The 26,723-nt window shown below is 59.1% G+C and carries 17 protein-coding genes and 5 tRNA genes; 14 read left to right on the forward strand and 8 right to left on the reverse strand.

Translation table 11 applies throughout. The features are described from left to right. Nucleotides 1-93: 93 nt before the first annotated feature. The 5 genes from MOP44_RS07765 to MOP44_RS07785 all read left to right on the forward strand — a co-directional run bounded on the left by MOP44_RS07765 (nt 94) and on the right by MOP44_RS07785 (nt 7,060). Nucleotides 94-1,470, forward strand: a complete 1,377-nt coding sequence (locus MOP44_RS07765) for an APC family permease (RefSeq protein WP_260795433.1) — start codon at nt 94-96, stop codon at nt 1,468-1,470. A gap of 46 nt (nt 1,471-1,516) precedes the next feature. Beyond that, nucleotides 1,517-4,024 carry a glycoside hydrolase family 3 C-terminal domain-containing protein gene (locus tag MOP44_RS07770; protein WP_260795434.1) on the forward strand — a complete coding sequence of 836 codons (2,508 nt, stop codon included), beginning with the start codon at nt 1,517-1,519 and terminating at the stop codon, nt 4,022-4,024. Between the two features lie 169 nt (nt 4,025-4,193). Further along, complete coding sequence (locus MOP44_RS07775; RefSeq protein WP_260795435.1) at nt 4,194-5,561, forward strand: ROK family transcriptional regulator; 1,368 nt, start codon at nt 4,194-4,196, stop codon at nt 5,559-5,561. Nucleotides 5,562-5,577: 16 nt separating this feature from the next. Then, nucleotides 5,578-6,234 (forward strand): HAD family hydrolase, encoded by a 657-nt coding sequence (locus MOP44_RS07780; RefSeq protein WP_260795436.1) that lies wholly within the window; start codon nt 5,578-5,580, stop codon nt 6,232-6,234. Nucleotide 6,235: 1 nt separating this feature from the next. Then, nucleotides 6,236-7,060, forward strand: coding sequence for a polysaccharide deacetylase family protein (locus tag MOP44_RS07785; protein WP_260795437.1), 825 nt, complete (start codon nt 6,236-6,238; stop codon nt 7,058-7,060). 384 nt (nt 7,061-7,444) lie between these two features. On the opposite strand, the gene MOP44_RS07790 is transcribed toward MOP44_RS07785, so the two are convergent. From MOP44_RS07790 to MOP44_RS07815, 6 genes are all read right to left on the reverse strand, one after another. Next, nucleotides 7,445-7,522: transfer RNA gene (locus MOP44_RS07790), tRNA-Arg, on the reverse strand. Then, on the reverse strand, nt 7,513-8,169 hold the full coding sequence (locus tag MOP44_RS07795; RefSeq protein ID WP_260795439.1) for a hypothetical protein: 657 nt from the start codon (nt 8,167-8,169) through the stop codon (nt 7,513-7,515). The genes MOP44_RS07790 and MOP44_RS07795 overlap by 10 nt, the downstream gene beginning before the upstream one ends. 79 nt (nt 8,170-8,248) lie before the next feature. Beyond that, a tRNA-Lys gene (locus MOP44_RS07800) sits at nt 8,249-8,337 on the reverse strand. Nucleotides 8,338-8,420: 83 nt separating this feature from the next. Continuing rightward, a tRNA-Ile gene (locus MOP44_RS07805) sits at nt 8,421-8,500 on the reverse strand. An 8-nt stretch (nt 8,501-8,508) separates the two neighbouring features. Continuing rightward, nucleotides 8,509-8,584: transfer RNA gene (locus tag MOP44_RS07810), tRNA-Met, on the reverse strand. A gap of 2 nt (nt 8,585-8,586) precedes the next feature. Then, nucleotides 8,587-8,662: transfer RNA gene (locus tag MOP44_RS07815), tRNA-OTHER, on the reverse strand. A 138-nt stretch (nt 8,663-8,800) separates the two neighbouring features. On the opposite strand from MOP44_RS07815, the gene MOP44_RS07820 reads away from it, so the two are divergent. From MOP44_RS07820 to MOP44_RS07835, 4 genes are all read left to right on the forward strand, one after another. After that, nucleotides 8,801-12,397 (forward strand): TonB-dependent receptor, encoded by a 3,597-nt coding sequence (locus MOP44_RS07820; RefSeq protein ID WP_260795441.1) that lies wholly within the window; start codon nt 8,801-8,803, stop codon nt 12,395-12,397. A 150-nt stretch (nt 12,398-12,547) separates the two neighbouring features. Beyond that, a complete protein-coding gene (locus MOP44_RS07825; RefSeq protein ID WP_260795443.1) occupies nt 12,548-13,672 on the forward strand; it encodes a glycoside hydrolase family 76 protein in 1,125 nt (374 codons plus the stop codon). A gap of 39 nt (nt 13,673-13,711) precedes the next feature. Beyond that, on the forward strand, nt 13,712-15,028 hold the full coding sequence (locus tag MOP44_RS07830; RefSeq protein WP_260795444.1) for a sugar porter family MFS transporter: 1,317 nt from the start codon (nt 13,712-13,714) through the stop codon (nt 15,026-15,028). 18 nt (nt 15,029-15,046) lie between these two features. Further along, nucleotides 15,047-16,063: a LacI family DNA-binding transcriptional regulator gene (locus tag MOP44_RS07835; protein WP_260795445.1), complete on the forward strand. Its 1,017-nt coding sequence runs from the start codon at nt 15,047-15,049 to the stop codon at nt 16,061-16,063. A 776-nt stretch (nt 16,064-16,839) separates the two neighbouring features. Here the strand turns inward: MOP44_RS07835 and MOP44_RS07840 are convergent. Further along, a complete protein-coding gene (locus tag MOP44_RS07840; RefSeq protein ID WP_260795446.1) occupies nt 16,840-17,160 on the reverse strand; it encodes a helix-turn-helix domain-containing protein in 321 nt (106 codons plus the stop codon). A 545-nt stretch (nt 17,161-17,705) separates the two neighbouring features. Between MOP44_RS07840 and MOP44_RS07845 the strand changes: the two genes are divergently transcribed. Together MOP44_RS07845 and MOP44_RS07850 are read left to right on the forward strand one after the other, a co-directional pair. Continuing rightward, nucleotides 17,706-18,764 carry a tetratricopeptide repeat protein gene (locus MOP44_RS07845; protein WP_260795447.1) on the forward strand — a complete coding sequence of 353 codons (1,059 nt, stop codon included), beginning with the start codon at nt 17,706-17,708 and terminating at the stop codon, nt 18,762-18,764. 27 nt (nt 18,765-18,791) lie between these two features. Next, nucleotides 18,792-19,751, forward strand: coding sequence for a sugar ABC transporter substrate-binding protein (locus MOP44_RS07850; RefSeq protein WP_260795448.1), 960 nt, complete (start codon nt 18,792-18,794; stop codon nt 19,749-19,751). A 56-nt stretch (nt 19,752-19,807) separates the two neighbouring features. On the opposite strand, the gene MOP44_RS07855 is transcribed toward MOP44_RS07850, so the two are convergent. Continuing rightward, nucleotides 19,808-20,461 carry a DUF1080 domain-containing protein gene (locus MOP44_RS07855; protein ID WP_260795449.1) on the reverse strand — a complete coding sequence of 218 codons (654 nt, stop codon included), beginning with the start codon at nt 20,459-20,461 and terminating at the stop codon, nt 19,808-19,810. Nucleotides 20,462-20,707: 246 nt separating this feature from the next. Here MOP44_RS07855 and MOP44_RS07860 point away from each other — a divergent pair, with 246 nt between their 5' ends. From MOP44_RS07860 to MOP44_RS07870, 3 genes are all read left to right on the forward strand, one after another. Continuing rightward, complete coding sequence (locus MOP44_RS07860; RefSeq protein WP_260795450.1) at nt 20,708-21,940, forward strand: sensor histidine kinase; 1,233 nt, start codon at nt 20,708-20,710, stop codon at nt 21,938-21,940. Nucleotides 21,941-21,948: 8 nt separating this feature from the next. Next, nucleotides 21,949-22,620, forward strand: a complete 672-nt coding sequence (locus tag MOP44_RS07865) for a response regulator (protein WP_260795451.1) — start codon at nt 21,949-21,951, stop codon at nt 22,618-22,620. Between the two features lie 272 nt (nt 22,621-22,892). After that, on the forward strand, nt 22,893-26,627 hold the full coding sequence (locus MOP44_RS07870) for a TonB-dependent receptor (RefSeq protein WP_260795453.1): 3,735 nt from the start codon (nt 22,893-22,895) through the stop codon (nt 26,625-26,627). Nucleotides 26,628-26,723: the final 96 nt, after the last annotated feature.

The raw sequence follows: 26,723 nt of genomic DNA on the forward strand, positions 1-26,723 counted from the left end.
ATTGGTACATAATGTTGGCGCGGTACCTGAACAGTACCCGCCAAGGACGGCGGTAGCACACTGGCGGGTAAGCCTCTGAAGGTCAATGAACCTATGCCTGAAACCACCCGAGCGGCAAGCCCGATACGATTGCGCCGGGTCCTGACCCTGTGGGATCTCATCTTCTACGGCATGGTGTTGATCCAGCCGACAGCGCCTATTCCGCTCTTTGGCGTCGCCCAGAAGCTCTCGAACGGACACACCGTAACCACCATCCTGATCGCGATGCTGGCCATGGTCATCACCGCCGTAAGCTACGGGCGCATGGCGGCGGTTTATCCCTCCGCGGGTTCCGCTTACACCTATGTCGGACGCACAATCAATCCGCACCTCGGATTCCTGATTGGCTGGGCCATGCTTCTTGATTACGTGCTGCAGCCGCTCCTAAACGTCATCTGGATTTCGGTGGAGTTGCAGAGCCGGTACATTCCCCGCGTCCCCTTCGCGGTCATCGCACTGATCGTGGCAGGATTTGTCACCGAGCTGAACCTGATTGGAATCAAGTCTTCAGCGCGGGCAAACAAGCTTCTGCTCACTGCGATGTGCGTTGTGATCGCCGCCTTTCTTGTAATGGGCGTTCACTATCTGTTTGACACGGCCGGATGGGGAGGGCTGCTTTCCACCGCGCCTTTTTACACTCCCGCCACTTTCAATCTGCGCCATATCTGGGGAGCCACCTCTTTCGCGGCGCTCACCTACATTGGATTTGACGGCATTACGACGCTTTCGGAGGATGTCGAGAACCCGAGACGCAACGTGCTGCTCGCCACTGTGTTGGTATGCGTTCTCACGGGACTGCTGAGCGGAACCGAGGTGTATCTCGGCCAGCGCATCTGGCCGGACTGGCACCTGTTTTCTAATCTCGAGACAGCTTTTCTGGATGTGTGCCATCGCGTGGGCGGAGGCGTACTCGCGCAATCCATGGCCTCCATCCTTTTGCTTGCTGCGCTGGGTAGCGCACTCACCGGCGGGCTCGGCGCAGCGCGACTCCTTTTTGGTATGGGCCGGGACGGAGTACTTCCGCGCCGCTTCTTCGCGCACATTAACCGCGACACTAATACGCCCACATTCAACATCCTTCTCATCGGCGCGCTCGCGTACGTGGGCGCGATCAGCCTCAACATAATCGGCAACGCCTATGAGCACGCCGGCGAGTTACTCAACTTCGGTGCGTTCCTTGCCTTCATGGGGGTGAACCTTTCGGCTTTCTGGCACTTCGCCCTGCTGCGCAGGGCAGGATCGCGCCGCGTGCTAGCCGACGTCGTTCTGCCGCTCATCGGCTTTGTGTTCTGCGGCTCCATCTGGCTCAACCTCAACGTGATCGCGAAGATTGTCGGCGGAGCCTGGTTTGTCCTAGGATTCACCTACCTCGCGGCCACCACGCGGCTGTTTCAACGAGCGCCGAAGGCCATCGATTTCAGCGAAGCCTGATCACGTCATCAGGCAAATTCAATCCATTTGGTCGGGGGTTCCGAGAATGCCTGGGGAAACGGTCCTTTGTAGTCCTGTGCAATCCAAGCCCGTTCGCAGTACTCAACGTGCGGTAGTTTCTCTGGCGCATTGCGGCTTCAACGCAGCACGCCGGGCTGTGCTTCCGCTGACGCTTCTGCTTGCGGCCGCCAGCGGCACGCCGGCCCATGCAGCTCAGGCTGCCGACGATAAGCCGGCCTACTTCGATCGCACACTGCCCATCGACGCGCGCGTGGACGATCTGATCAAGCGCATGACGCTGAAGGAGAAGATCGGTCAGCTCAACCTTCCCTGCGTATACGTTGATCAACTTGGCACCACGGTGGACGAAAAAGCCGAACAGGTAAGGAAGTTCGCTGCGGGAACCCAGACCGAAGAGATCGGACCCGGCGCCGGGTTCTTTACGCTCGCCGACACCCTCAAGCAGAAGGACCTCGAGTGGCAGGTGAACTACTTCAATGAGCTGCAGAAGATTGCCACCACCCAGACTCGCCTCAAGATCCCGCTGTTGCAGGACGAGGAGGGAACGCACGGCGCAATGTTCCCCAATGCAACGGTGTTCCCGGAGGGCCTCGCGGTCGGAAGCACATTCGACATGCCGCTCGTGCAGCGCATCTACGCCGCGTCTGCTGAGGAGGCCCGCGCCATCGGCATCCATGTGCTGTCCACCCTCGTGGCGGAACTGGACCGCGACCCGCGCATGGGGCGCAACATGGAGGCGTACACCGAGGATCCCTACCTGTATGCGCAGATCATGAAGAACATCGTGCGAGGCGCGCAAGGATCCGATATCGCCGCTCCCGACAAGGTTGTGGCTCTCCTGACCGACTTTCCCACCCAGAGTGAGTCGGCCAGCGGAATGGAGCGCGGTGCCGTCGAGGTGTCGGAGCGCAGCCTGCGTGAGAACTACCTCGTCCCATGGGTGTCCGGGTTCAATGCGGGCGCGCTCGGCGTCATGGCGGGCTATCCGGAAATCGAGGACGTTCCGGAACACTCGTCGGAAAAGTGGAACACCCAGGTACTGCGCAATGAGTTGGGGTTCAAGGGAATCCTGGTGAGCGAAGGCAACGGTTTCGACTCGATCGTGTATGAGAACGTCGCCCCCGATCAAAAGCAGGCCGGAGCCATGGGGCTGCGCGCAGGCGTGGACCTGAACATCACTTATGAGCCCGCGTACATGGGCCCAATGGTGCAGATGGTTCAGAACGGTGAGGTTCCGGAATGGCTCATCGATCGTGCAGTGAGGCGAGTGCTCGAGCTCAAGTTCCGTCTGGGTCTGTTCGAAAACCCCTTTACGGACCTCGAGCACGCGAAGAAGGTCATGCATTCCCAGGAGCACCAGGAGCTCACACTGCAGGCGGCGCGAGAAGGAATCGTCCTTCTCAAGAACGACGGCAACCTGCTGCCCCTGAGGAAGCAGGTGAAGACGATCGCCGTCATCGGACCGGATGCTGACGACGCGTGGAGCCAACTCGGCGATTACTCGCCTTCGGCCGTGCCCTACAAGATGACCAGCATCCTTGATGGCATCAAGCAGAAGCTGGGCGCTCAATCCGGGGTCCTCTATGCACATGGCTGCGACGTGATCGGCGGCAAGAAAGATTTCGCAGAAGCTGTGGCGGCAGCGCGCAAGGCCGAGGTGGCTGTTGTTGTAGTGGGTGAGCGTCCCGACAATGCAGGAGAAAGGAAGCTGGGTATGTCGACGGATGGCGAGGCTTACGATGTTGCAAGCTTCGACCTGACCGGCTACCAGGAGGAACTGGTGCAGGCGATTCAGGCGACCGGCACTCCGGTTGTGCTGGTCCTGGTGAACGGGCGCCCGCTGTCCATCCGCTGGGAAGCCGAACACATTCCCGCCATTGTGGAGGCATGGGAACCCGGTGAACGCGGCGGAGAGGCCGTCGCGGACGTGCTCTTCGGGGATTACAACCCCACGGGCCGCCTGGCGATTACGATTCCGCGCAGTTCCGGACAGCTTCCGGTGTTCTACAACCACAAGCCCTCCAAGGCGTACTGGATCAAGCATGCCTGGTCGAAAGACGGAGGATACGTCGATATGCCGGGAACGCCGCTCTATCCATTCGGATATGGCCTGAGCTACACCAGCTTCAAGTACAGCAACCTTCGCGTATCGTCTGGGGAGATCTCCGAGGGTGGGCAGGTTAACGTCACCGTGGACGTGGAGAACAACGGCCATCGTGCCGGCACCCAGCTCGTGCAGTTGTACCTGCACGAGCACTACGCTCCCGTTTCGCTCCCGGTGGAGCAACTGCGCGCATTCGAGCGGGTCGATCTCCAGCCGGGAGAAAAGAAGACCGTGAAGATGACCCTTCGACCGGAGGACCTGATGCTGCTCGACCGCGATATGCTGTGGCGGGTCTCGCCCGGCACGTTCGACGTGCTGATCGGCAATTCGTCGGCGGATATCGCCCTCCGCGCCTCGTTCGAAGTGAAGCAGCCCTCCGGTCCGCTTGCCGGGCGTGGATTCAGCACGCAACCAGACCTGGCGAGATAGGTCCCGTCAAGCGTGATCAATGCATCACCTCAGCCAACGATCCGCGCATTGGCCAAGTGGCCGGCAAGTTCTACTTCTAGGCGGCAGACTAGGGTTCGGATAAGGCTGAGCCGAGGCGACGCTATGGGGACGATATAATCACGGGGCGAGCATCGGTCAGGCGGTTCGAATGCGGCTGTCCGCCCCGCCCAACGGAGCACGTCTCCCGTATTTGCCTTATTCGTTCACCACGCGAATTGAAAATCGCGTGTCCGCCGATGTTCACGAGAGCGACAAGAAAATGCCCAAGACCGTCGAAGCGAGTGATTCCCAACGCCTCGTCAAGCCCGAACAACGGGAGCTTGGAATCCTCCGCCTCATTCATCAAGGGACAAATTACTCTCGGTTAGACATCGCGAAGAAGACGGGCCTGAGTGCTTCCCTGATCACGTCGCTGGTGCGCGACCTCATCGCACGCGGGCTGGTCACAGAAAACACGCCTATATCCTCATTCGTAGGCAGAAAGCCCATACCGCTTGAGATTCGCGGGGACGCGGGGTACCTCGTGGGGGTCGACATCGGCTCATACTACTCGCACGTTGTGATCACTGATCTCAATGGCCGCATCGTCCACAAGGCCCAAATCGAGACCGGAATCCCCGATGGCCGGGTTGCCGTACTGCGCAGGGTATTCGCCTGCGTGCACCAGGCCATCGCGGTATCTGGCGTCCAGCGAGACCTCATCCTCGGCGCCGGCGTCGCTCATTCGGGGGTCATCGATACCGAGAACGGCGTGGTTCTGTCTTTCCCCCGGCCCGGCCAGATGGCGGAATGGAAGAACATACCCCTGCAATCGATCTTCGAAAACGAGTTCAAGATTCCGTGCCGCCTCGAGGACAGTGTCCGCACCATGGCCATCGCCGAGCGGGTTTTTGGCCTCGGCAAGGAGATCAGTGACTTCCTCTTCATCGAGGTCGGCATGGGCATCGGCGCCGCCTTCTACTTCAACGGCGAGCTGTACCGCGGTGCCGGCGGCAAAGCCGGTGAATTCGGGCACATCACCGTAGATGAAGATGGCCCGCTCTGCTCCTGCGGCAACAACGGGTGTCTCGAGAGCGTAGCCTCGTGCGCGGCGATCATCGAGGCGGGAAGGACCGGCATCGAGCGCGGAGTGGACTCCAGAATCCGCGACTTTGCCGGAGGGGATCTGAACCAGATCAGCGTCGAACTCATCGCGCGCGCCGCAAGCGAAAACGACAGCCTCGCCTTCCGCGTTCTGCAGGAAGCCGCGTCTTTCATCGCGGCGGGCCTAGCGGATTTGGTCAACCTGCTCAATCCGCGCCTCGTCATCTTCGGTGGCGCCCTTTTCCGGGCCGCGCCCCACCTGCTTTCCGATCCGCTGAAGCGCGTCATCCGCCAGCGGTCGCTTGAGAAATCCGCCAACGACGTCCAACTGCGAGTCTCCTCGCTCGGCAGCGAGGCCGGCGCACTGGGCGCTTCCCGGGTCATCTCAGTGGCAGCGCTCGAACGCCTCTACCGCTCGCAGCTCCACGCGTGAATTCCGTCTGCAGATCATGACAACTGCCAAGTATCGCGCTACCCCACAGGCTCTCATCTTCGATTTCGATGGCGTGCTGGCCGACACGGAGCCCCTCTACTGGAGGGCGTGGTGCGAACTGCTGAAGCCCTGCAACATCGATTTCACATGGGCAGACTATTGCCGCATCGGTCGAGGTATCCGCGACGAAAACATGCTGAGCTCTTTGGCTGAGTTGATCTCCGACCCGGACGCCATGCATCGTCTGAAGGAGAGACTTCCCGAGCGCAAGGAAATCGTGCGCCGCTGGAAGCTCGCACAGCCGCCAATTGCTGAAGCAACGATCGCGCTGCTGCACTCTGTTGCGCGCCGGAGCCTCGGACTGGTCACGAGTTCCGATCGCAGTGACATCGAACCATTGCTGCACAGAGCGGGTATCGCCGAGTGCTTCACCGCTTGCGTATTTGGAGATGAGATCACGGCGCACAAACCCGATCCCGCACCGTATTTGCTGATGCGCGAAAAGCTGCAAGTCAGCGGCGGTATCGTATTCGAAGATTCCGATGCAGGATTGAAGAGCGCGGCGGACGCCGGTTTCGATGTTGTTCGGGTCGAAAGTCCTGATCAATTGCCTGCGCTCGTCCACAAACTGCTCAATCGCGATTCAGGGGGAAAGTACAATGAACGCACTTAGGTTGACTTCAATCGCAATCGCCCTGGCAATCGGATTAGGGCATCTGGCAGGACGAACCTCGGCGCAGCCCTCCGCCCCCGAGACTGCTTTCCACTGGCCCGAAGGCAAACGGGCGGCCGTGAGTCTCACCTTCGACGACTCACGCACGTCGCAAATTGATGCCGGGCTGGTCGTACTGAACAAAGCAGGAGTGAAGGCGACCTTCTATGCCCAGGCGCCCGGGATTGAAAAGCGGCTCGATGGCTGGAAGCAGGCGGTAGCGGCAGGGCACGAAATCGGCAGCCACACGGTCACGCACCCCTGCACCGGTAACTACCCGTTCTCACGTAGCAATGCCCTTGAGGATTACGACCTAAACAGGATGGCTGAACAACTCGATGAGAACAGCCGGCGCATTCACAGCCTACTCGGCGTCACGCCCAAAGACTTCGCGTACCCCTGCGGCTTGAAGTTCGTTGGCCGCGGAATGCAAACCAAGAGCTACGTCCCTCTGATCGCCAAACGCTTCCTGACTGGGCGCGGCTACCTTGATGAAGCGCCTAACGACCCCTCGTTCGTAGACCTCACGCAGGCCATGGGCACTCCCTTCGACGACCTCGACTTCGATCACATGAAGCAAGTTGTAGACGACGCGAAAAGAAACGGCAGCTGGATCATCTTTGTTGGCCATGACATGGGTTCGCGTACGTATCAGACCACCGACCTCGATGCTCTGGCCCGCCTTTGCGCATATCTAAAGGACCCAGCGAACGGGATCTGGCTCGGCACAGTGGAGCAGATCGGCACCTACGTTCGCGATCACCAGCACCTGCCTCGAACACGGTAGCCGGGCCCATGACGTCCAGGGGACCACACCATGAAGATCATTGAGATTCTCTGGCCGCAGGATCGCGAGGACGCATCCCGCCCGACGGATGGAGCAACGAGATCCGCCCGGCCGATTGCCCGCACACACTAGTCCACGCACTTGCAGGCGTTGGGGCACTACACACAGGACCTACAAAACACGCAGCCAGATCACCCTTCGTACCACTCCACGCGGATCCTCGTCGGATGGATACGGCGCGAAGGCTGATCAGTCGCATGAGGTTTCCTGGTACCAGTTTCCACGGACCGTGTTGGACTGCAGGACTATTTGGAGAAGAGTGTCTGCTTCTCCAACGTGATCTGGATGGGGAGCAGAGCCGTGAATCTCGAATCGTATCTGGGTTGGGGGCCCCGGCGAGATTCGAACTCGCGACCCGCTCTTTAGAAGAGAGCCGCTCTCACTCCACTGAGCTACGGGGCCAGTTGCGCCTCGATCCACGCAATCTCCTTCCGACTCGCACTCTTTACGCGACGAACGACAACTTCAGTGCGATACGGCCGGAGATTGCGGATCTCGACGTTGACCAGGCAGCGAAACCACAACCCATCAATCCTCCTGTAGACCTGCGGCTCATTTTCCGGCACCGGAATATCCGACCTTGCCGTGTTCTTCAGCGGACGGAAGCGCCTTGGCTGCTTATAGAGAAGCAACCCGGTAAGTGGATGAACAAAAAATCCGTCCACCTTCGACGGACGTCCTCCGAATGCCGGCCGTCCATACACCTCGCCATCCTCCCCGATAAAAGTCTTGGTCTCGACCTCCCACATCAGATGAGTCCAGATGTGGTAGCCGCTGAGTCCACGCCGGTCAAGAGCTTCGCAGAACTCGCCGAAGACTTTGTCCCAAGGCCGTCCAACGTTCTTGCGGATTGCCCCGCGCAACGGTGAAAGAAAGTCGGAAAAACCTTTCGGGTTGATCTGTCTTTTCCGGGAAGAAGAACGGAACCCGCCGTATTCTTCCGGATAGTCGTGCTCCCGATCGGGGCTGACTCTTACACTGCCGCCGTATTTCTTCGTGATCGCCCAACTGCGGCCATGCCGCGGTCGTTCGGTCGTGCACTTCGCCAAATCTCGTCTCACATTCACCTCGCTAATGATTCGTCATCGGTTGACCTCCTCTCTGGTACATGGCAATCTCCTTTCGTTCTGGTGGAGCCGGTGGGACTTGAACCCACATTGAGATTTCTCTCCCTGATTAAAAGTCAGGTCTCTGCAATCCAATTCGAGTACGACTCCAAACTCTGGTGGGCCACCGGGAAGTCGAATCCCGTCCGAGCGGTTAAGAGCCGCCTATGCTGCCGTCAACACCTGTGACCCGCTGGTGGACGTGGTGAGAGTTGAACTCACGGACTGGCGCTTATAAGGCGCCGGCTACATACCAGCCAGCAGCTACACGTCCACACAATCTGGTGGCTGCGGTCAGATTCGAACTGACTACCTTGCGCTTATGAGACGCACGCTCATCCGCATGAGCTTCGCAGCCATTGGCGAGGGTGGGAGAACTCGAACCTCCGGGTCCGGTTTTGGGAGACCGGCAGTGTAGCCACTTCGCTTACACCTCATTTTCAAAGCGACAGAACATGATTGACAACGATGTCATTCGGGACATAGACTTCGCAGCGTTCCAAAATGACAACGATGTCAGCACGCTTGGAACCTCTAGACGTGCCGACCAAAGCAAAACCCCCCAGGAGGATCTATGGAACGCTACTACACGCTTCGTGAGTGTCTGAAATGGAGGCGCCGCGATGCGCTTTCTTGGTTAGGCTGCTTGCTGGCGCTCCTCATTCCGGCGATGGCCCTGCACGCCCAGGAATTTCGCGGAACGATTACCGGTCAGGTGACCGATGAAAAGAGTGCGGTACTGCAAGGGGCGACGGTCATTGCCGTCGGCCCGCAACAGACCTACAAGGCGGAGACTACCGCCAAGGGCGACTTCACCATTCCGCTGGTGCAGCCGGGAACTTACTCGATCTCCGCGGAAGTGCAGGGATTCAAGAAGACCGAGCAGCAGGGCCTTGTGATCGACGTATCCTCCAAGGTGAATGTCAACCTTGTGCTCGCCGTGGGCACCGTCAGCGAGACGGTCACGGTAACGGCGGAGTCCGCCACGGTCAATACGGTGGACGCGTCCGGCGGCACGGTGATTGCTCCCGAGCAGGTGCAGAGCCTCCCCATGAACGGGCGGCAGATGTATACCCTTTTGAGCCTGACGCCAGGTGTCAAGGGCTCCGATCCGGGCACTCAGGCTTCGGGGCTGAACGAATCCAATGGCTACTCGATCAACGGCAACTGGGGTAACTACAACCAGTTTTCGCTGAATGGCGCTCCCGTTTCGCAGCAGAACGGCGGCGGATCCGGTACGTGGAACATCTCCCCCAGTGTGGACGCGGTGGAAGAGTTCAAGGTGATGACCAACACCTACGACGCCCAGTACGGGCGCACAAACGGCGGCACGGTCAACACCATCCTGAAGAGCGGCACATCCCAATACCACGGCACGGCGTTTGATTACTGGCGCAACGCGGTGCTGGATACCAACCGCTTCGACCTGAAGCAGGCCGGTGTGCCCAAACAGGCCCACAATCTGCACCAGTTTGGCGGGACAGTGGGCGGTCCGGTGCCCGGTCTTCGCAAGAACACTTTCTTCTTCTTTAGCTGGGAAAGTTGGCGAGAGGCTCGGCCCGGCAGCGTCACCGAGAACACGATCACTTCCGACATGCTTCCGGGTTCAGATGGTAGCGTGGACCTGTCGAACTACCTTGCGGCTATCGGCGCGACGAACGGCATTTACGATCCCCTCACCACCTATTGCGTCACCGAGGGGAGCAACGGATGCAGCAAGTGGGCGCGCCAACAATTCCCCGGCAACGTGATTCCCGCGAATCGAATTGATCCCGTGGGCGTGGCCCTGCTGAAGCTCTTGCCGAAGGCGACCAGGTCGGGATACCTCAACAACTACGTGGTGGGCAATCCGGGCCACTACAGCTACAACCAGCCCATCGGCCGCCTGGATCACAACTTCAGCGACAAGACTCGTGCCTACGGCATGATCGCGGTGTATTCCAGCAAGTCTCTGCAGAGCGGGAACGCCTTCCCCGGAGCAGCGGCCTTCAACAGCAACGGGTACAACAACACGCAGTACACCATCAGCCCGGTGGTGGACGTTACGCACACCTTCCGTAACAACCTCTTCATGGATGTACGTGCCTCCTACAACCGCATGAACAACGAGAGCCCGGATGGAGCCGAAGCTGCCGGGCTGGCGAATGTAACCGCCGCCAGCATTGGCCTCACCATGCCGGCCATCCCCACGACGCACAACAACTACCTCCCCGAGATCCACGCAGATGACGGAATTCTGCCCAACTTCGTCGGCAACGTTGTGAACCCGTCGATCTTCGAGACCTACAACATCGCCCCCTCGCTCACCCACGTTATCGGGCGGAGCACGCTGCATTATGGAGGCGAGTACAACTGGTACCACGACATCGCCAACGGGGTTCGCCGTCCCAATGGCGGCTTCAACTTCGGGCCTGGATTCACGCAGAAGGATCCCTACCAGAACAGCGCAGACGGATCAACGATCGCCGGGTTCCTGCTGGGATATCCGTCGTGGGGCGGCGTGGAGTACAACGATCCGACCTACGAGTCCTACAAGGACTACGCGCTGTTCATCCAGGATGACTGGAAGGTCAATCATAGGCTGGCGCTCAATGTCGGGTTGCGCTACGAAAACGAAACTTCACCCATGGACCGCTGGGGCCGTCTGCAGGCGGGCATCTGCCTGACCTGCACCAATCCCATCAGCGGCACATTGCCGACGGTCACAATGCCCAACGGCACAACGTTCCCCAGCACGATCATGGCGGGACTGAAGTTCCAGACGGACCGTACGCCGTATGAAAACACTTGGGGCATTCTTCTGCCCAAGTTCGGCGCCACCTTCAGCCTGACGAACAATCTGGTTGTGCGCGGCGGCTGGGGCCTCTATCGCGCTCTTGGGTTCGAACTCGGCGGCACCTCAACCTGGGACGCCAACACGGGCTATAACACCTCATTTGACAACGGCCGCACACCCAATCCGGCATTCCGCACCGGCACGCCTTTCACCGACGGGTACATCACTCCTCCGGGTGATTCCAAGGGGCTGGCGTCGGGTGACGGCGACGGCATCTGGGAGGATAGCTGGAACCGCAAGATTCCCTATACGCAACAGTTCTCGTTCGGTCTCCAAGGCGGCCTGCGGGGCGGCATCGTGTGGGATGTGGAGTACGTCGGTGCCCGGACATTCGACCTGCGCGCCGGCATGCAGCGCAATCACCTGACGCCGACCGAGTTCGCCCAGGGCATGGCCGATTCCTCCTACTTGGATACGCTCATGCCCAATCCCTTCCAGGGCAACGCGCTGATCCCGAGCGCCACCTACCTGGGTTCGCACTCGCAGGTCTCCGTCAAGGAGATGATGGTTCCGTATCCGCAGTACGACAGCGTTTGGGGGCCCGAACTGTGGGAATGGAATACGCCCCAGGGATACAGCCACTATGACTCATTGGTGGGTAAGGCGGAGAAGCGCTTCTCGAATGGGAGCTGGCTCAGCAACGGCCTCAGCTTCACCACTGCCTTCACCTGGTCGAAGGTGATCAGCGCAACCAGCCGCCTGAATAACGGTTGGCTCACCGATCCGGAACCGACGTACGAGATTGATGGATCGGATCGTCCCTTCCTGTTCAGCTTTGGAGGCGTCTACAAACTCCCGGTCGGCCGCGGAGGAGTGGTGGCCAGAGATGCACACGGGATCCTCGGCGGGGCGCTTAACGACTGGCAGCTGAACTTCATCGTCCAGGACCAGAGCGGACAGCCGGTTTCGTTCCCCAACAACTGGAACTACACCTGCGGATCCTTCGACATTCGCCCGGCGCATAAGAGCTGGGGTAGCTACCTCAACAATTCCCAGCCGAATTGCTTCCATGGCTTCCCTGAGTATGAGGCCATTACGTTGAAGGATCGGACCTCGGCGGTACGCACGCCGTGGGCGCCGCAGGAACAGTTAGGCCTTCAGAAAGGGTTCCAGCTTCTGGAGAAGACTTCCCTGCAGTTCCGCGCGGAGGCATTCAACCTGACCAACACGCCCATCTTCAACGGCCCGAATACCGGGGGACCCAACACGCCCGTCATTCGCCAGGCCAACATTCCCGCAAACCTGCCGGGTGCCTACACGGGCTACGGCACCGTAGGCCCATCGATTCAGAACGAGCCTCGGGAGATTCAGCTGTCGCTGAAGATCCTGTTCTAGCGACACGTCAGCAAAGATAGAGGGCACGCGCTGCCGTGCCTTCTGTCTGTTTTATAGTGATCACACTCAACGGCGCTGCGCTGCGGCCATTCCTCTGGGCGGCACCGGCCAGCAGCCGCGGCGCGGATGCAGCGGAAGGGACAGGGGCAAATGAAATTGAAGGCCAGGCAGGTTGCGTTTGCGCTGGGCGCGTCATGGTTATTCACGGGATGCGGCGGGTCTGCCGCCACCAGCCCGACCTCGGGTCCGGCACCCGCCCCGACTACGCAGCTTTCCCGTGCTGCCGCGGGCATTGCCACCCTGCAGACCTGGTACAACTCAGCCAGCGGCCTGTATGACACGGCCGGATGGTGGAACTCGGCGAATGCGATCACGGTGCTGGTCGATTATGCACGGGTCAGCAAATCGGGCCAATACGATACCGTCTTTTCCAATACCTTCCACGCAGCGCAAAAGACCAGTGCCGGGTTCCTGAACAACTTCTACGACGACGAGGGGTGGTGGGCGCTGGCGTGGATCGATGCATACGACCTCACCGGCAACAAGCAGTATCTGGCCATGGCTGAATCCATTTTTGCCGATATGAGCAGAGGCTGGGACGGCACCTGCGGCGGGGGAATCTGGTGGAGCAAGGATCGCGGCTACAAAAACGCGATCGCCAACGAACTGTTTCTTTCCGTGGCCGCGCACCTGGCCAATCGCGATAACGTCAACTCGGCGCAGTTCTTGGGTTGGGCGAACAAGGAGTGGACCTGGTTCGCGCAGTCAGGAATGATCAACGGCACGGGCCTCATAAACGATGGCCTTGGCACCAGTTCGGGTCACACTGTCGCTGGATCGTGCGCCAACAATGGTCAGGCCACCTGGAGCTACAACCAGGGAGTCGTGCTGGGCGGTCTGACGGAACTGGCAAAGCTGAACAGCGATGCTTTCATTCCGCGGGCCGCTCAGAAGATTGCCATCGCTGCAATCACCCACCTGGTCGATAACCAGGGCATGCTTCACGATCCCTGCGAACCTAAATGCGGGGCCGACGGCGTGCAGTTTAAAGGGATTTTTGTACGGAACCTTCTGGCGCTGAACGCAGCGGCCCCTCAAACGAGCTACAAGACATTCATCACGACGAATGCCAATGCTATCTGGCAGCAGTCGCAAGGGCCGGGCTACAAATTCGGCCAGGTGTGGTCCGGGCCCTTCGACGTGGGCAACGCAGCCAGCCAGAGCTCCGCGCTCGACGCGATTGTAGGTGCGGCCGTACTGGAGAATGGCAAGTAGGGACAAGGGGCGGCTTCTAGCCTCTTGGGTTGAGAGGGTATGAAAGGGAATCTCACAGCGTCGGCGTTGGGCGGCTCTCTCGCGGGGCTGATGTTCGGATACGACATCGGGGCCATGTCGAGTGCGGCACCGGGGGTGCGCCTGCAGTTCGAGCTATCAGCGGCGGCGTTCGGCTTTGCCGTCTCTGCCGGCCTGATTGGCACCATAGCCGGCTCGATTGCGGCCGGCTTTCTGGCGGACGCTATCGAACGCCGCACCACGCTGTTGGTCTCCGTTCTCAGCTATTCGGCAGGGATTCTAGGAGCCGCCTTCTCCAACGAGCCGCTGGCGTTCGGCACCTGCAGGATCCTCTGCGGTTTTGCCGTCGGGATTCTCTCAGTGGCCGCTCCCATGTACCTGGCAGAGGTGGCCCCCCCGACCCTGCGCGGCCGCATCGTGGGGGCTTTCCAGTTCAGTCTCAGCATTGGAGTGGTGCTGGCCTTTGTGGCAGGCTACCTGCTCTCAAATCAAGTCCAAGCGACCTCCGCGTGGCGCTATGTGCTGGGCACCGGTGCGCTGACGGCGGTGCCCTGCGCGGCACTCCTTCTTTGGTCATCGCCCAGCCCTCGCTGGCTGGCGATGAAAGGGCGCGGCGCCGAAGCTATGTTGGCATTGCGAAAGCTGGGTTCTGCGGATCCCGAAGTTGAGTGCGCGGAACTACAACGCTCCATGGCACAGTTCGCAGCCGGCAGCCCGACTCTGTTTGCGCGCCAGTATGTGCGCCCAATCCTGCTGGCCATCAGCATCGCTGTATTCAACCAGCTGACCGGAACGAATGCGCTTCTTTATTACATTCTCGACGTCTTTACAGATCTCGGATCGGGCCAGTTGAACGGCCGTAAGGACGCCATTGTCATCTCTACTCTGTGCCTGATCGTGACCATGTTCGCCGTCAGCATTATCGACAAAGTAGGGCGCAAGCCCCTTCTGATCGCCGGCACCGTCGCTATGGGAATCTGCCTGATGCTGTTGCCCCTGGTGCGCGTGATGAACTGGCCGGCCTCACTGGTGGTTGTGATTTTGGCTGCGTATAACGCTTCCTTCGGGTTCTCGCAGGGCGTCATCGTGTGGGTATACCTGAGCGAAATCTTTCCCCTGCCAGTCCGCGCGCGCGGACAAAGCTTGGGTAGTACTGTGCACTGGGTCTGCAACGCAGCGATCGTGGGCGCCTTCCCGTCGGTCATTGCGCTGCTGCACGAACGAGTTTTTGTCGTACTGGCCATCCTGATGGTCGTGCAGTTTTTCGTCATCATTCTCTTCTATCCAGAAACCAAGCGCGGGCGCTTGGAGACCCTGGCATCGAATATTGTTGCCTGATCGCAAGACAGAGGAAAGATGTTGGAAAAGAACGGTTCTGTAACTTTGCTGGACGTAGCACGCGCCGCCGGTGTTTCTATCAAGACGGCTTCACGTGCCTTAAACAACGCTCCGGAACTGCGCAAGGCCACTGGGGATCATGTACGCGAAGTCATGCAGCAATTGGGCTATCAACCCAATGAACTGGCTCGCGGCCTGAAGTCGCGGCGTTCGGCAACCATTGCGATGATTGCTCCAAATCTCGCGGATCCGTTCACCGCGGCCGCGGTGCAGGCCGTGCAGGATGTTGCCCGCGAGCATCGGTATGTGGTGATCCTGGCCAGCTCAGGAGGAGACGCGGCTCTGGAGCTGTCGGAAGTCGAAATCATGGCGCGGCGGCAGATTGATGGGCTCATCCTCATTGCAGCCACCAGTGGTAAAAACACGTTGAAAGGAATGCTGGCGAAGGACGTTCCGGTCGTCGTATTTGACGAGCCGGTCCGGGGCGAGGAAGTTGACACCATTACCGTGACTAATCGCAAAGGCGCCCGTCAAGCCACGGAGCACCTCTTGGGGCATGGTCATCGGCGGATTCTTGCCGTCGGCGCCAGACCATATCTTTACACGTGCAGCGAGCGCGTAGCGGGCTATCGAGCGGCCATGCGCTCGGCAGGTGCCGAGCCGGTTGAGCTGCTGGTGAAACACGAGAACGAACTGACTTCGGAAGCCCTGGCACCATACCTTTCCGGTCCCTGCAAAGTGGAGGCCATCATCGGGCTGAACTGGGTGTGCACCATGGGCGTGCTGCGTGGGTTGAACACATTCAAAAAACGTCTCGGCGAGGAGTTTGCGTTCATCTCATTTGACGACTTCGAACTGGCGGAGATGATCCCGCCGGGTTTGACGGTGGTGCGCCAGCCCACCAGAGAGTTGGGAAGGCAGGCGGCAAGCCTGTTATTTGAGCGTATCGCCGAAAAATCGCACGGAGAGGCGCGCAAGGTCGTGCTCTCCACAGAGTTCGTGATCCGCGGCTCCTGTGGTTGCACCCCCACTTGAATGGACGCCACTTTAGGAGTTCACTGACTCATGCTGATGGACACAGTCGCGGAACCGCGACTTGATCCCCGATTCCGAAGGAAGGGATTCACCGCCAGGTAATCCTAGGATCAGACAGTTCACAGACAATCAGCACAAATAGAGAGGCAGCGACCAGGGGGATGTCGGTTCGGCGACATGAGCGGTTCGTCGCTGTTGAAGTAGAGGAATAGTTCGAGAAACTGAAGCGATGAACGTCTTCAATACCTTGACAATCGGTGCGAATCACTTGCATCGAGCTTTATGACAGCCCAGTTGTCCCATGTTGCGCGTCTCCTCCGTTATATAAAGCGTGCACCATTGCGCTGATTTGGCGTTAGTGCAACACGCATAATCTTGGAGGTTCACTGCCGTGGCGATTTGGCATAAACCGAGCCCGTGTCAACCTGGGTGGAGCAGAACCCGTTTATCGGGACTGAACATCCATGTCCTCCGAAACACGGAATATTCACGATCAGGCGGTGATTCGCTCATGACCCGAAATGGCTCCGCGCCGTGATCGGCGTTCTAGAGCGCCCAAACACACAGGAATGTCGGCTCGACCACCTCCAGAAATAGACAAAAGCCAACTTCATCGATCAGGTCCCGCTTACAGGGAGCCGCAGTCGATGTCGCTTACACCTTCGAGCATTAGAATGATCAGCCGCCAGACCGATTCCACTCCGTCCCGGTAAGGCCTCGTGAACAGGATCGGGCAAAGAATCGCCTGCTCGACACTTCTTCTCCGCCGGATGCCCTTAAAGCCGCCGCTTGTTCCGTTCCGCCACATTGGACGCCAACATCTCATCCAGCCATTGGGTCAATGTTGATTTTCTGAATATCCAGGATTTCCCGATTTTGGCCGCAGGGACCCGCTGGGCACGCGCCATCCGTTCCAGAGTCTTCCAGTGAATGCCAAGGAGCAGGGATGCTTCTTTAGATGTGATTAGGGCTTCGAAAACGTTCGATGATTCAGGTTTCAAATGCTGCTCCTCTTTGGAGTTAACTGTTGTAAAGACAAGTAAATCTGGGGGGACGATGCGATAATCCGTCGGAGCCGAGAGCGATTGGCCCTGCACGCGGTCTTTCCCGAGGGTGAATTCGTCATCGAACTAGCGCCTGATGCATCCCCGGCCTGCAAGCCCAGCGGGCGAAGCCTGGGACGGCAACTTCATAGGCTTGTTCTACAGGTAATCTGACCCATCAAAGAAACGTCGTGGGACCTCGCCAGTGCTCCCTGAAGGTGGGGTGTGGCTTTCTGAATCTGCCCGCTCAAATTAGCGCCTAAATTCCAGAACTCATAACCCAAAGGTCGCAGGTTCAAATCCTGCCCCCGCAACCATTCGAACCTCTGATCATGAGGAATTTAGTAAAGGCCGCCTGTGAGCGGCCTTTTTGATTTTGCTACTAGTGGTTGCATTCTCTGAAGGCCAACGAAAAGATCTTGAGGCGGGCTGCAGTAGAGACGAGTGTCGTCTGGGTTCCGACTCCAAACAGGCTCTCTCGAGCTGGGGAACGGGCGCTCAGCTCGCCCCGGGATCGCTGACCGAGGGCCCTTGGCCGTCCGGGGCCACCGTCGCCTGCGGGGACGGGCGATATACTGCCGGGGGAATTTGCGAAGAGAATGAGGATTGCAGTCTCAAGCGGCTTAGCGGGTGCGGTGCTGGCATATGCGGTTGGATTTCTGCATGCGCAGGCGACCGCTTCCTCCGCGATAGAACGGGCGAGGCAGTTGATTGGAGCGCGCGACGTCGACCGGGCCAGCGTGGTGCTCAAGGATGCGTTGGAGAAGGATCCAGGCAGCCCGGATCTCCTTCTGGAACTGGGCGGCGTGCAACATGCGCAAGGGCTGCATGAAGACGCCATGACATCATTCGAGGCGGTTCTTGCGGCCAGGCCCAACGAAGTTCGCGCGCGCGAGGGTGAGGTGGATGCCGCCGAAGCGGCGGCACTGGCCGATCGCAAAGCGGGGGCCAACGGCAGCGCCCTGCTGGTGTTGATGCGGGCGCGCAAAGTAGTTCCGGATTCGCCACGCCTGCTCTTCGATTTCGGTATGCAGGCGGAGAGCATGCGCATTTTCGATGATGCAGATATGGCGCTGCAGCAGGCGCACAAGCTGGCACCGCAAGAAGCGAAGATCTTGTATGCCCTGGCACGTGTGGAGCTCGATGAGCAGAAGATGCCTGAAGCGGAGGAGCATCTGCGCACATACTTGAAAGAGAAGCCTGACGACGCGACGGCGCATTACGGGATGGGACACCTTTTGCACATGCTGGCCCGAGATGATGACGCAAAGGCGGAGTTGGAGAAGTCGATCGCGCTGTCGCCGCGGCAAACCGCCTCGTATTACGAAATGGGAGAGATTGCACTCGAACTGAACCAGAATGATGAAGCGAAGGCCCAGTATGCGCGTGTACTTGCAGCCGCTCCTAGCCACGCCGGCGCGCTGACAGGAATGGGCATTGTGGCGTTCAGGGCAAAGGACTATCCCGAGTCGGAGAAGTATCTGAAGCAGGCAATGGAATATGCGCCGGAGTACTCCACTGCGCATCACTACTATGCCCTCGTGTTGGGTCGAACTGGGAGACCGGAGGAAGCGAAGCGTGAGGCGGATCTGGCAGAACAGTTGAACAAAAAAGAAGTACAAGACCGGCGTGGAAACGTGATGAAGGTACTGCAATAAGGAAGGAGAGATCCTTCGGGAGCAGGGATGTCAGGCAGAGGCAGATGGGCAGCAATCACGGCGGCAGTGATCCTGATGTGCGCAGCGGGGTGCCGGCACGAGCAGCCGGCGACCATCATGGTCATCACGCCGACGGGCGGGTTGGAGTATTGGGAGAAGTTCGATCACGCGGTGCGTACCAACGCCGCGGCAGCCGGGATTCACATCGAGCTGGCAGCACCGCAATCGGTGACCGACTACACCGAGCAGGCGCAAATGGTGGAGAACGCGGTCGCGCAGCACGTGCAGGGGATCATCGTGTCCCCCGCGCACCAGCTTGTCCTTACGTCGGTGCTGCAGAAAGCCGTGCGTGCGCACATTCCGGTGGTAATCGTAGGCACGCCAATTGCGTTGTCCGACAAGGACTTTGCGGCGTTTATCGGCTGGGATGAGGCGGAGGCCGGTCGTCTGGCTGCGCGGCGTTTTGTGGCCTTACTGGGTGGGCGCGGCGAGGTAGGCGTAGTGGGTGTGAGTCCCACGGTGGAAGGTAGTTCGCTCATTGAGAAGGCATTTGCCGACGAGATTGCGCGCGCCCCCCGGGTAAAGCTCGTGGGTGTCAAGTATGGGCTGAGCGACTGGGCGCGAGGAAATCAGGCCGTGCTGGATCTCCTGTCGGAGCATCCGGATATCAAGGGCATCTTTACCACCGACGAGTTTTCTACCCACGCCGCGGCGTACGCATTCGAGCAGCGAGAGAAGAAGCGGCCCCTGCTGATTGGCGTATCGGATGAGTTGAATGAGATTGCGGGCGTGCGTTCGGGGAGGACGGATGCGCTGGTACTAAGCGATCCCCACGAACTTGGCACGAGGGCTATACAGGCGATGAAGGTTGCGCTGGCCGGTGGTGATGCCAGGTCGTTTTCCACCCAGTTGCCGGTGACCATCGTAGACGCGCAAACGATTGACCAAAGCCCGATGGTGGCGGCAGTTTTGAAGAACAGCGATTAGGAATCCGCAAGGACCCTGCATGCGTGAGACAGATACGGTGCACAACACGCGTTTCTTTACTCAGGAGTGATGCGGACGTTCCTCCATGAGGCCTGGGCATAGAAGGAGCGCAGACCGGCAACTCCCTGGGGCAGGCATTGCGGATCTTCGTGCTCTAATCGTGTGGCTCCGGTGCCGCTTTCAGGTGTAACAGTTACGACCAAATTGCATGCCTGAGCCGAAAGCGTCACGCGATACCAGCTTCCCACACTCACGGGCGTAGCGAGGCGCTTAGAAGCGAGTTCGTGCCAGTCGTAAGAAGCGCGACCAAGGATCACGGTCTGCTGGTCGGGGCGAATGCCTGCGTAGTAGCCCTGGTAAGAGTCGACGCCCTGCTCGGGATCGGTAGTGCGTATGACCAGGCCGGCGTCTCCGTAGTGCGTCTCCGGGAAAAGCAGGTCGAAGCGGATGTCAGCGGAAACTGAGTAGTTGGCGCCCTGCGAGTGCTGGGCGATCAGCATGTCACCGCGGCCGTAGTTGGAGTTGGAGAAGACCGTATCGCGTTCATTCCAACGACCGCTGATCGTCTGCCATCCATGCATTGTCTGGTAGCGAGAGCCTGCGGACTTTCCTCGGGTTGAGCGATAGCCAGCCCACAGACCCGCGCAAAGAGCGACCGCGAGCAAAAGGATGAAAGCGATTGAGCGCAGGATGACTGCTGGTTTGGGCATGGATGACGCGTGAAGTATAGTGGATTTTCATTCGCTGATTCAATGTACCTGTGTGCGCATCTCAAACGTCGCTTACACAGCGGCTTCGTGCTGCTGACAGTTTTGGCGTGTGTTGCGCTGCAACCACTCCGCTTAACCGCTGCCTCCTCGGCGGAAAAGAGTGGCAAAGAGGCGCCCTCGCGGCTGCAGTCGATCGAATCAGCGATCCAAGCCGCGGGGTTCTCAGCGAAGCCATTGCCCGTACTCATGCGCGGGATCGTTACGTCGAACCGTCATCGGATTGTGATCGAGGACCGAACCGGCGCGGTCGAGGTGAAGCTATTGAGGTCGGAGGAGATCTCGCTCGGTGATGAAGTAGAGGTGTCCGGGCAGTTGAAACTTGCTCCCGCTCCGCAGGTGGAAGGTACGGAGCTGCGGCGGCTCTGGGGAGGTTCGATGCCGTTGCCCCTCTCCATTACTCCGGACCAGGCCGCCGATGGTGAGAATGAATTCTTTCTGGTTCAAACGGTGGCGAAGCTTTCCGATTTTGCCCCGGCGGGATTGACGGGTGTCCGGCTGAATCTCCGCGGCGGCCACCAGAACTTCTCCGCGATTCTTGCCAGCGATGTGCCCGATGAGGAGCTGTCGACCAGGTCTATGCAGGCGGGTGCGACGTTGCGGCTCACTGGCATCCTGATTGTGAATCACGGGCTTGATGCGCGCAGTGGCGATGCATTCTCACTGGAGTTGCGCACGCCCGAAGACATTGAGCTGGTGGAGCCGCCGTCGTGGTGGACGGGAGCGCATGTGGCGCTGCTGGCGGCGGCCGGCATCATCCTCATTCTGATTGCGATCGGTTCCTGGAACCACGTTCGGCATTCCCGGTATCGCGCGGTTGCAGAGGAGCGGGCGAGTATCGCGCGCGACCTGCACGACACTCTCGCCCAGGGGTACGCCGGCATCACGTTGCAGCTGGAGGCGGCGCAGCAGACAATCGCTCGCGATCCGCAACGGGCCGGCTCGCTGTTGAACGAGGCGCTTCAACTGGTGAGGCACAGCCGGCACGAGTCGCATTTGTCCATCGACATTCTGCGTTCGCTTTCACGCAACAGCCGGCTCGATCACCTGGTCTCCCGTTGCGTGCAGCAGATGCGGATGGGGAGTCCAGCTCGGATCGATCAGGCGATTTCGGGCGAGCCGGTGGCGCTCTCGTATACGATGGTGAACAACCTGTTTCGCATCGTTCAGGAAGCACTCGCCAATGCAGTTCACCACGCGGGAGCCATGGCAATCGTGGTGAGGGTTGAATATCGAAGGCATGACGTGTTGATCGAGGTAGAAGACAACGGAAACGGATTCGACCCAAATGAGGTTCCGGGACCGGAAGACGGACACTTTGGCCTTGTGGGAATGCGGGAGCGCTGCGCAGCTATCAACGCGAAGCTGGAGTTGCACTCCGCGCCGGGAGGCACTGTGGTGCGAGTGAGGGCCGCAATATGAGATTGAGCGTGACGGCTGCTAGCAGGCCGAAATCGGTATATCCGCTGGGTGCGAAGGCTGTCCGAATTCTGGTGGCGGACGATCATCTCGTTTATCGCATCGGGATTCGCAACCTGCTCGGATCAGAGCCGGGCTTCGATGTCGTCGGTGAAGCGGCAGACGGTTTGCAGGCCGTTGAGTTGTATCGCAAGCTGCGTCCCGACGTGCTTCTCCTCGACCTGCGTATGCCTCACAAGAATGGGGTAGAGGTGGTTCGCGCAATTCGGCAAGAGCACCAGACGGCGCGCATCCTCGTGGTGACGAGCTATCAGACCGAAGAAGAGGTCTTTCAGGTGTTGCAGGCAGGTGCGCAGGGCTACGTGGTAAAAGACGTCGGGCGCGAGACGCTGATCGAAGCCATTCGAGCGGTGAACGCCGGAACCCGCTGGGTTCCTCCCGCGATCCAGAAGCAGTTCAGTGACCGCGTGCTGCGGCAGGAGCTCACGGCTCGGGAGATCGAAGTGCTGCGACTCTTGACGCGCGGACTGACGAACCGTGAGATCGCGAACGTCTATGGTATTTCGGCTAACACGGTGAAGAACCATCTGAATAACCTGATGGCGAAGCTGGATGTCGCGGATCGCACGGAGGCGGTAAGTTTTTGCCTGGCGCGCGGAATCGTCAAGCCCGAAGAGATATAGAACCATTAGCGGATCGCGGTCCTATCGTGGCTTTTCCATGCGCGGGCCTGCCAGCATAGCCTCTCCATAATTGCCTGTCAATAGCCTTCCTTTCTCAAGACAGAGTTGGACGAGCTCCCTAGGCTTCTTGTTCGAGTCGGTACAGGTGTGTTGCAGCGACCTGTAAGGACAGTACTCACAAGTCACAAAGAGCAATCGATTGGAAACGATTACATGGGCGGGCCGTGGCTGCATGCGGCGCAAATGACCCATAGCTGTTTGGGAGGCAATGAATGAATCCACGACTACGTATCTGGCATTGCTGCGCAGTCTTTCTGCTGGCCCTGCTACTGGGAACGGGATTGCAAGCGCAGACCGTACACGGGGCGCTCGCCGGCGTTGTCACGGACTCTACGGGGGCTGTGATTCCGGGCGCCAGTGTGCAGATCAAGAACAACGACACCGGGACCTCGTACTCTGCAACAACCACTTCGGCGGGTGTTTTCCGCATTGAGGATGTCGCTCTCGGCCACTATGCCGTGAGTGTGAGTGCTACAGGGTTCAAAACATCGATTACCAAAGACGTGCTGGTGCAGATCGGCTCAGTCTCGGCCGTGGATGTCAGTCTGCAGCCCGGTGAGGTTGCCGAGCAGGTGACGGTCACCAGCCAAGGCCCGACCCTGGAAACTGAATCCTCGGACATCGGTGGAATCGTCACCGAAAAGCAGATCCTGGATCTTCCCCTGGCCCTGGGCGGTGTGGGCGCTTTTCGTGCCAATGAGGCATTTGTGTTCCTCCAGCCTGCGACCACCGGACCCGGCGTAGCTGATAACAACGGTGTCTTTCTCGGGAAGGTGGCCGGCGGCCAGACCTTTGGCAATGAAGTACTGATCGACGGCATCAGCCAAGAACGCGCGGAGAACGGTTCGTCCTACGACGAAGAAGCGCCCTCAGTAGAGGCCCTGCAGGAGTTCAAGGTCACCACATCTCTGCCGGAAGCAGAGTTCGGCCGGACGACCGGCGGCGTGGAAAGCTTCGTGACGAAGAGCGGAACCAACGCGTATCACGGCACTGTCTACGACATCTATAGAGACCAGGCTCTGAATGCGAATTCGTGGTTCAACAATGGCTGGCGAGCATACCACTGCCAGGGGGCCGATGACACTCCAGCTTGCAGGGCGGCATGGGACAAAGGCACCGACCACAAGAACGATTACGGCGTGAACCTCGGCGGTCCCATCCGCATTCCACACGTTTACAACGGGCGTGACAAGAGCTTCTTCTTCTTCAACTGGGAGCAACTCAAGTACACGACGAGTTCGCCGGTTACCAGCACGGTCCCGACGGCGGCGGAACGCACCGGCGATTTCTCCGACCGGCTCACCACGACGGCGGTTGGGAGCAACCCCTGCGATGGCACGCAAATTTATGTCGGTGAGATCTTCGATCCGACCACGACAAAAACCGTGAACGGAACTAGATGCCGGACGGCGTTTGCCGGGAATAAGATCCCATCCGGCATGATCAGTTCGGTCGCCAAGAATCTGCTCGCCTACTATCCGGCGCCCACGAACAGCGCCATCTTTAGCAACTACACGCAGGTTTCGTCTATTCCAATCACCAACACTGCCTATGAAATCCGCATTGACCAGAACATCACGGACAAGTTGAAGGTATGGGGCTCGTACAGCCCTCGTGAAAATACCCGCTGGTCAGGTAACCCTGCCAACCTACCGTCGCCAGTTAGCACACAGGGCTGGTGGCAGGGCTTCACCACTCACTTCTTCCGTACGGGCATCGATTACAACATCACGCCGAATGTCTTGAATTACCTGGTCTTCGGTACCAACCGCAGCAACAGCAAGAACTACTCGCAGGCGGCCAATATCGGCAGCGACTGGTCCAAGCTGGTTGGCCTGGGTAACGCCGGCGGGAACAACTTCCCGGGCATCAACACCGGCGATGCGCAGGTCGGCTTGGGGAATATCGGCAACGATGACGATGAAGTCGACAACGGCTTCTATCTCGATGACGCGGTTGTATGGTCCCATGGCCATCACAACTTCAAATTCGGCGGCGAGGCTCATTATCAGCAGTTCAACCACATCGTCGGGCAGACCCAGTTCCTGAACTTCAGCGGGAATGAGACAGCGGGCGCACAGGGCGTTGGCGGCGGTCTCGGATTTGCCAGCCTGATGCTGGGTTTAGCGGACAACGGCGGCGCCAACAACGTCTCCGTGAAGGCCCCGAAATGGGTATCGAACTACTATGCCTTCTTCGCCCAGGACGACTTCAAAGTCACACCCAACCTGACTCTGAATCTCGGCATGCGTTGGGATGTGGAAGTGCCACGCAAAGAGGCATATTCCCACACGTCGAATTTCAGCCCGACCGCGATCGATCCGGAGTACAACATCCCGGGAGCGCTTGTATTCGCCGATAAGTGCCACAGCTGCAATCCTCGCTGGGCTGACACGTGGTACAAGGACTTCGGTCCACGCGTAGGCTTTGCCTGGACGCCTGCATTCCTGAATCAGAAGATCGTGGTACGCGGCGGCAGCGGCATTCTCTATGGGCCGCTCGTGTATAACGACTTCGGCGGCGGTATGACGACCGGTTACACGGTAAATCCTGCGTTTCCGAGTCACAACGGCTTTGATCCGTCGTTCCAGATCGATGCCGGTATACCTGCTTATGCACCGCCTCCCAACGAGGATCCCGGCATTTATAACGGGAGCTACTTGCCCGGTTCCTATATCACCAAGAATGCTGGCCGTCCTGCGACCGTCTACAACTGGAACCTTCAGGTCCAGCAGCAACTCGCGCAGGATTTGATTGCGACGCTGGGGTACATTGGCAACCGCGCTACGAATCTGGCGTCGAACCTGCTCAACCCCAACAACATGCCCCAGAAGTATTTCTCGATGGGCGACGCGCTCTATCAGCCGTTCGTCGGTAATTCGCAGGGTGTTCAAGCGCCGTTCCCCGAATTTGTGCAGAATTGGGGCGGAAATCCGCAACTTCAGGCGGCGCTGCGGCCGTTCCCGCAGTACGACTTTATCGACCAGGGCTGCTGTCTGGAGAACGTCGGCCAGTCGAGCTTCAACGCCATGATTGCGACGGTACAGCGGCACTTCCACCAGGGGCTGAACATGCAGGTGTCTTATACCTGGGGCAAGACGTTCAGCAACTCGGATGGTGCGGTGCCCGGAGTGCATATCGGCAACAACTGGGTCCAGGACATGAACACCGACAACCTGAAGCAGGAGAAGGCTGTTTCAGTCTTCGACCTGCGGCACCAACTGGTGCTCAGCGGTCTGTACGAGCTTCCTTTTGGCAAGGGGAAAATGTGGATGAACCACGGCATCGCTGCCACGCTTCTGGGAGGCTGGGAAGTGGGTACGGTGCAGCGCATCCAATCGGGCCAGCCGATATCGTTCGGCTGCGCGTGGGGCATTCCAGGATTCCAAAACTGTATCCGCTTCAGCAGGGTGGCCAACGCCCCGCTCAAGAGCCCGGCGTATGCCAAGGGAGCCAAGCATCTGCAGCCGATCTGGCTACCGTTGACTCCTAGCGATCATGCAGACCCGAATGCCCAGTCAATGTTCAATGCAGAATTCAGCAACGTTAAACAGAACGGGTCGGACATTGCAGGAAGTACGATCGCATTCTACGACCTGAACAACAACTACAACCGTGACTGCCAGGGATCGGATCCCAAAGCGGACAAATACATCTCCTATTGCAACGGCGGGCTCGATCAGCCGTATCAGCTGCCCACTACTATGCCGCGTGTGACAGACGAGATTCGCGATCCACCGTACTTCAACAACGATCTGAGCGTTCTCAAGAAGTTTGCTTTCTATGAGAACTACACGCTCAGCATCAAGGCGGAGTTCCTGAATACGTTCAATCAGCACACCTTCGGGACTCCCGATCTGCAGCCGTACGACCTGGGCTTCGGTGTTCCGACTTACACGATCAATGGGCCCAGGAACATGCAATTGACGGCACGGTTCGTCTTCTAGAGAACTGTCTTCTGGACCCAACTTATCCCGGGGATATAGGCTTTCCTGTATCCCCGGCGCTTTCGTAACTCTCCGCCGCAAGGGGCGTTCTGTTGG

It is taken from the genome of Occallatibacter riparius (genome assembly GCF_025264625.1).
Taxonomy (GTDB): domain Bacteria; phylum Acidobacteriota; class Terriglobia; order Terriglobales; family Acidobacteriaceae; genus Telmatobacter; species Telmatobacter riparius.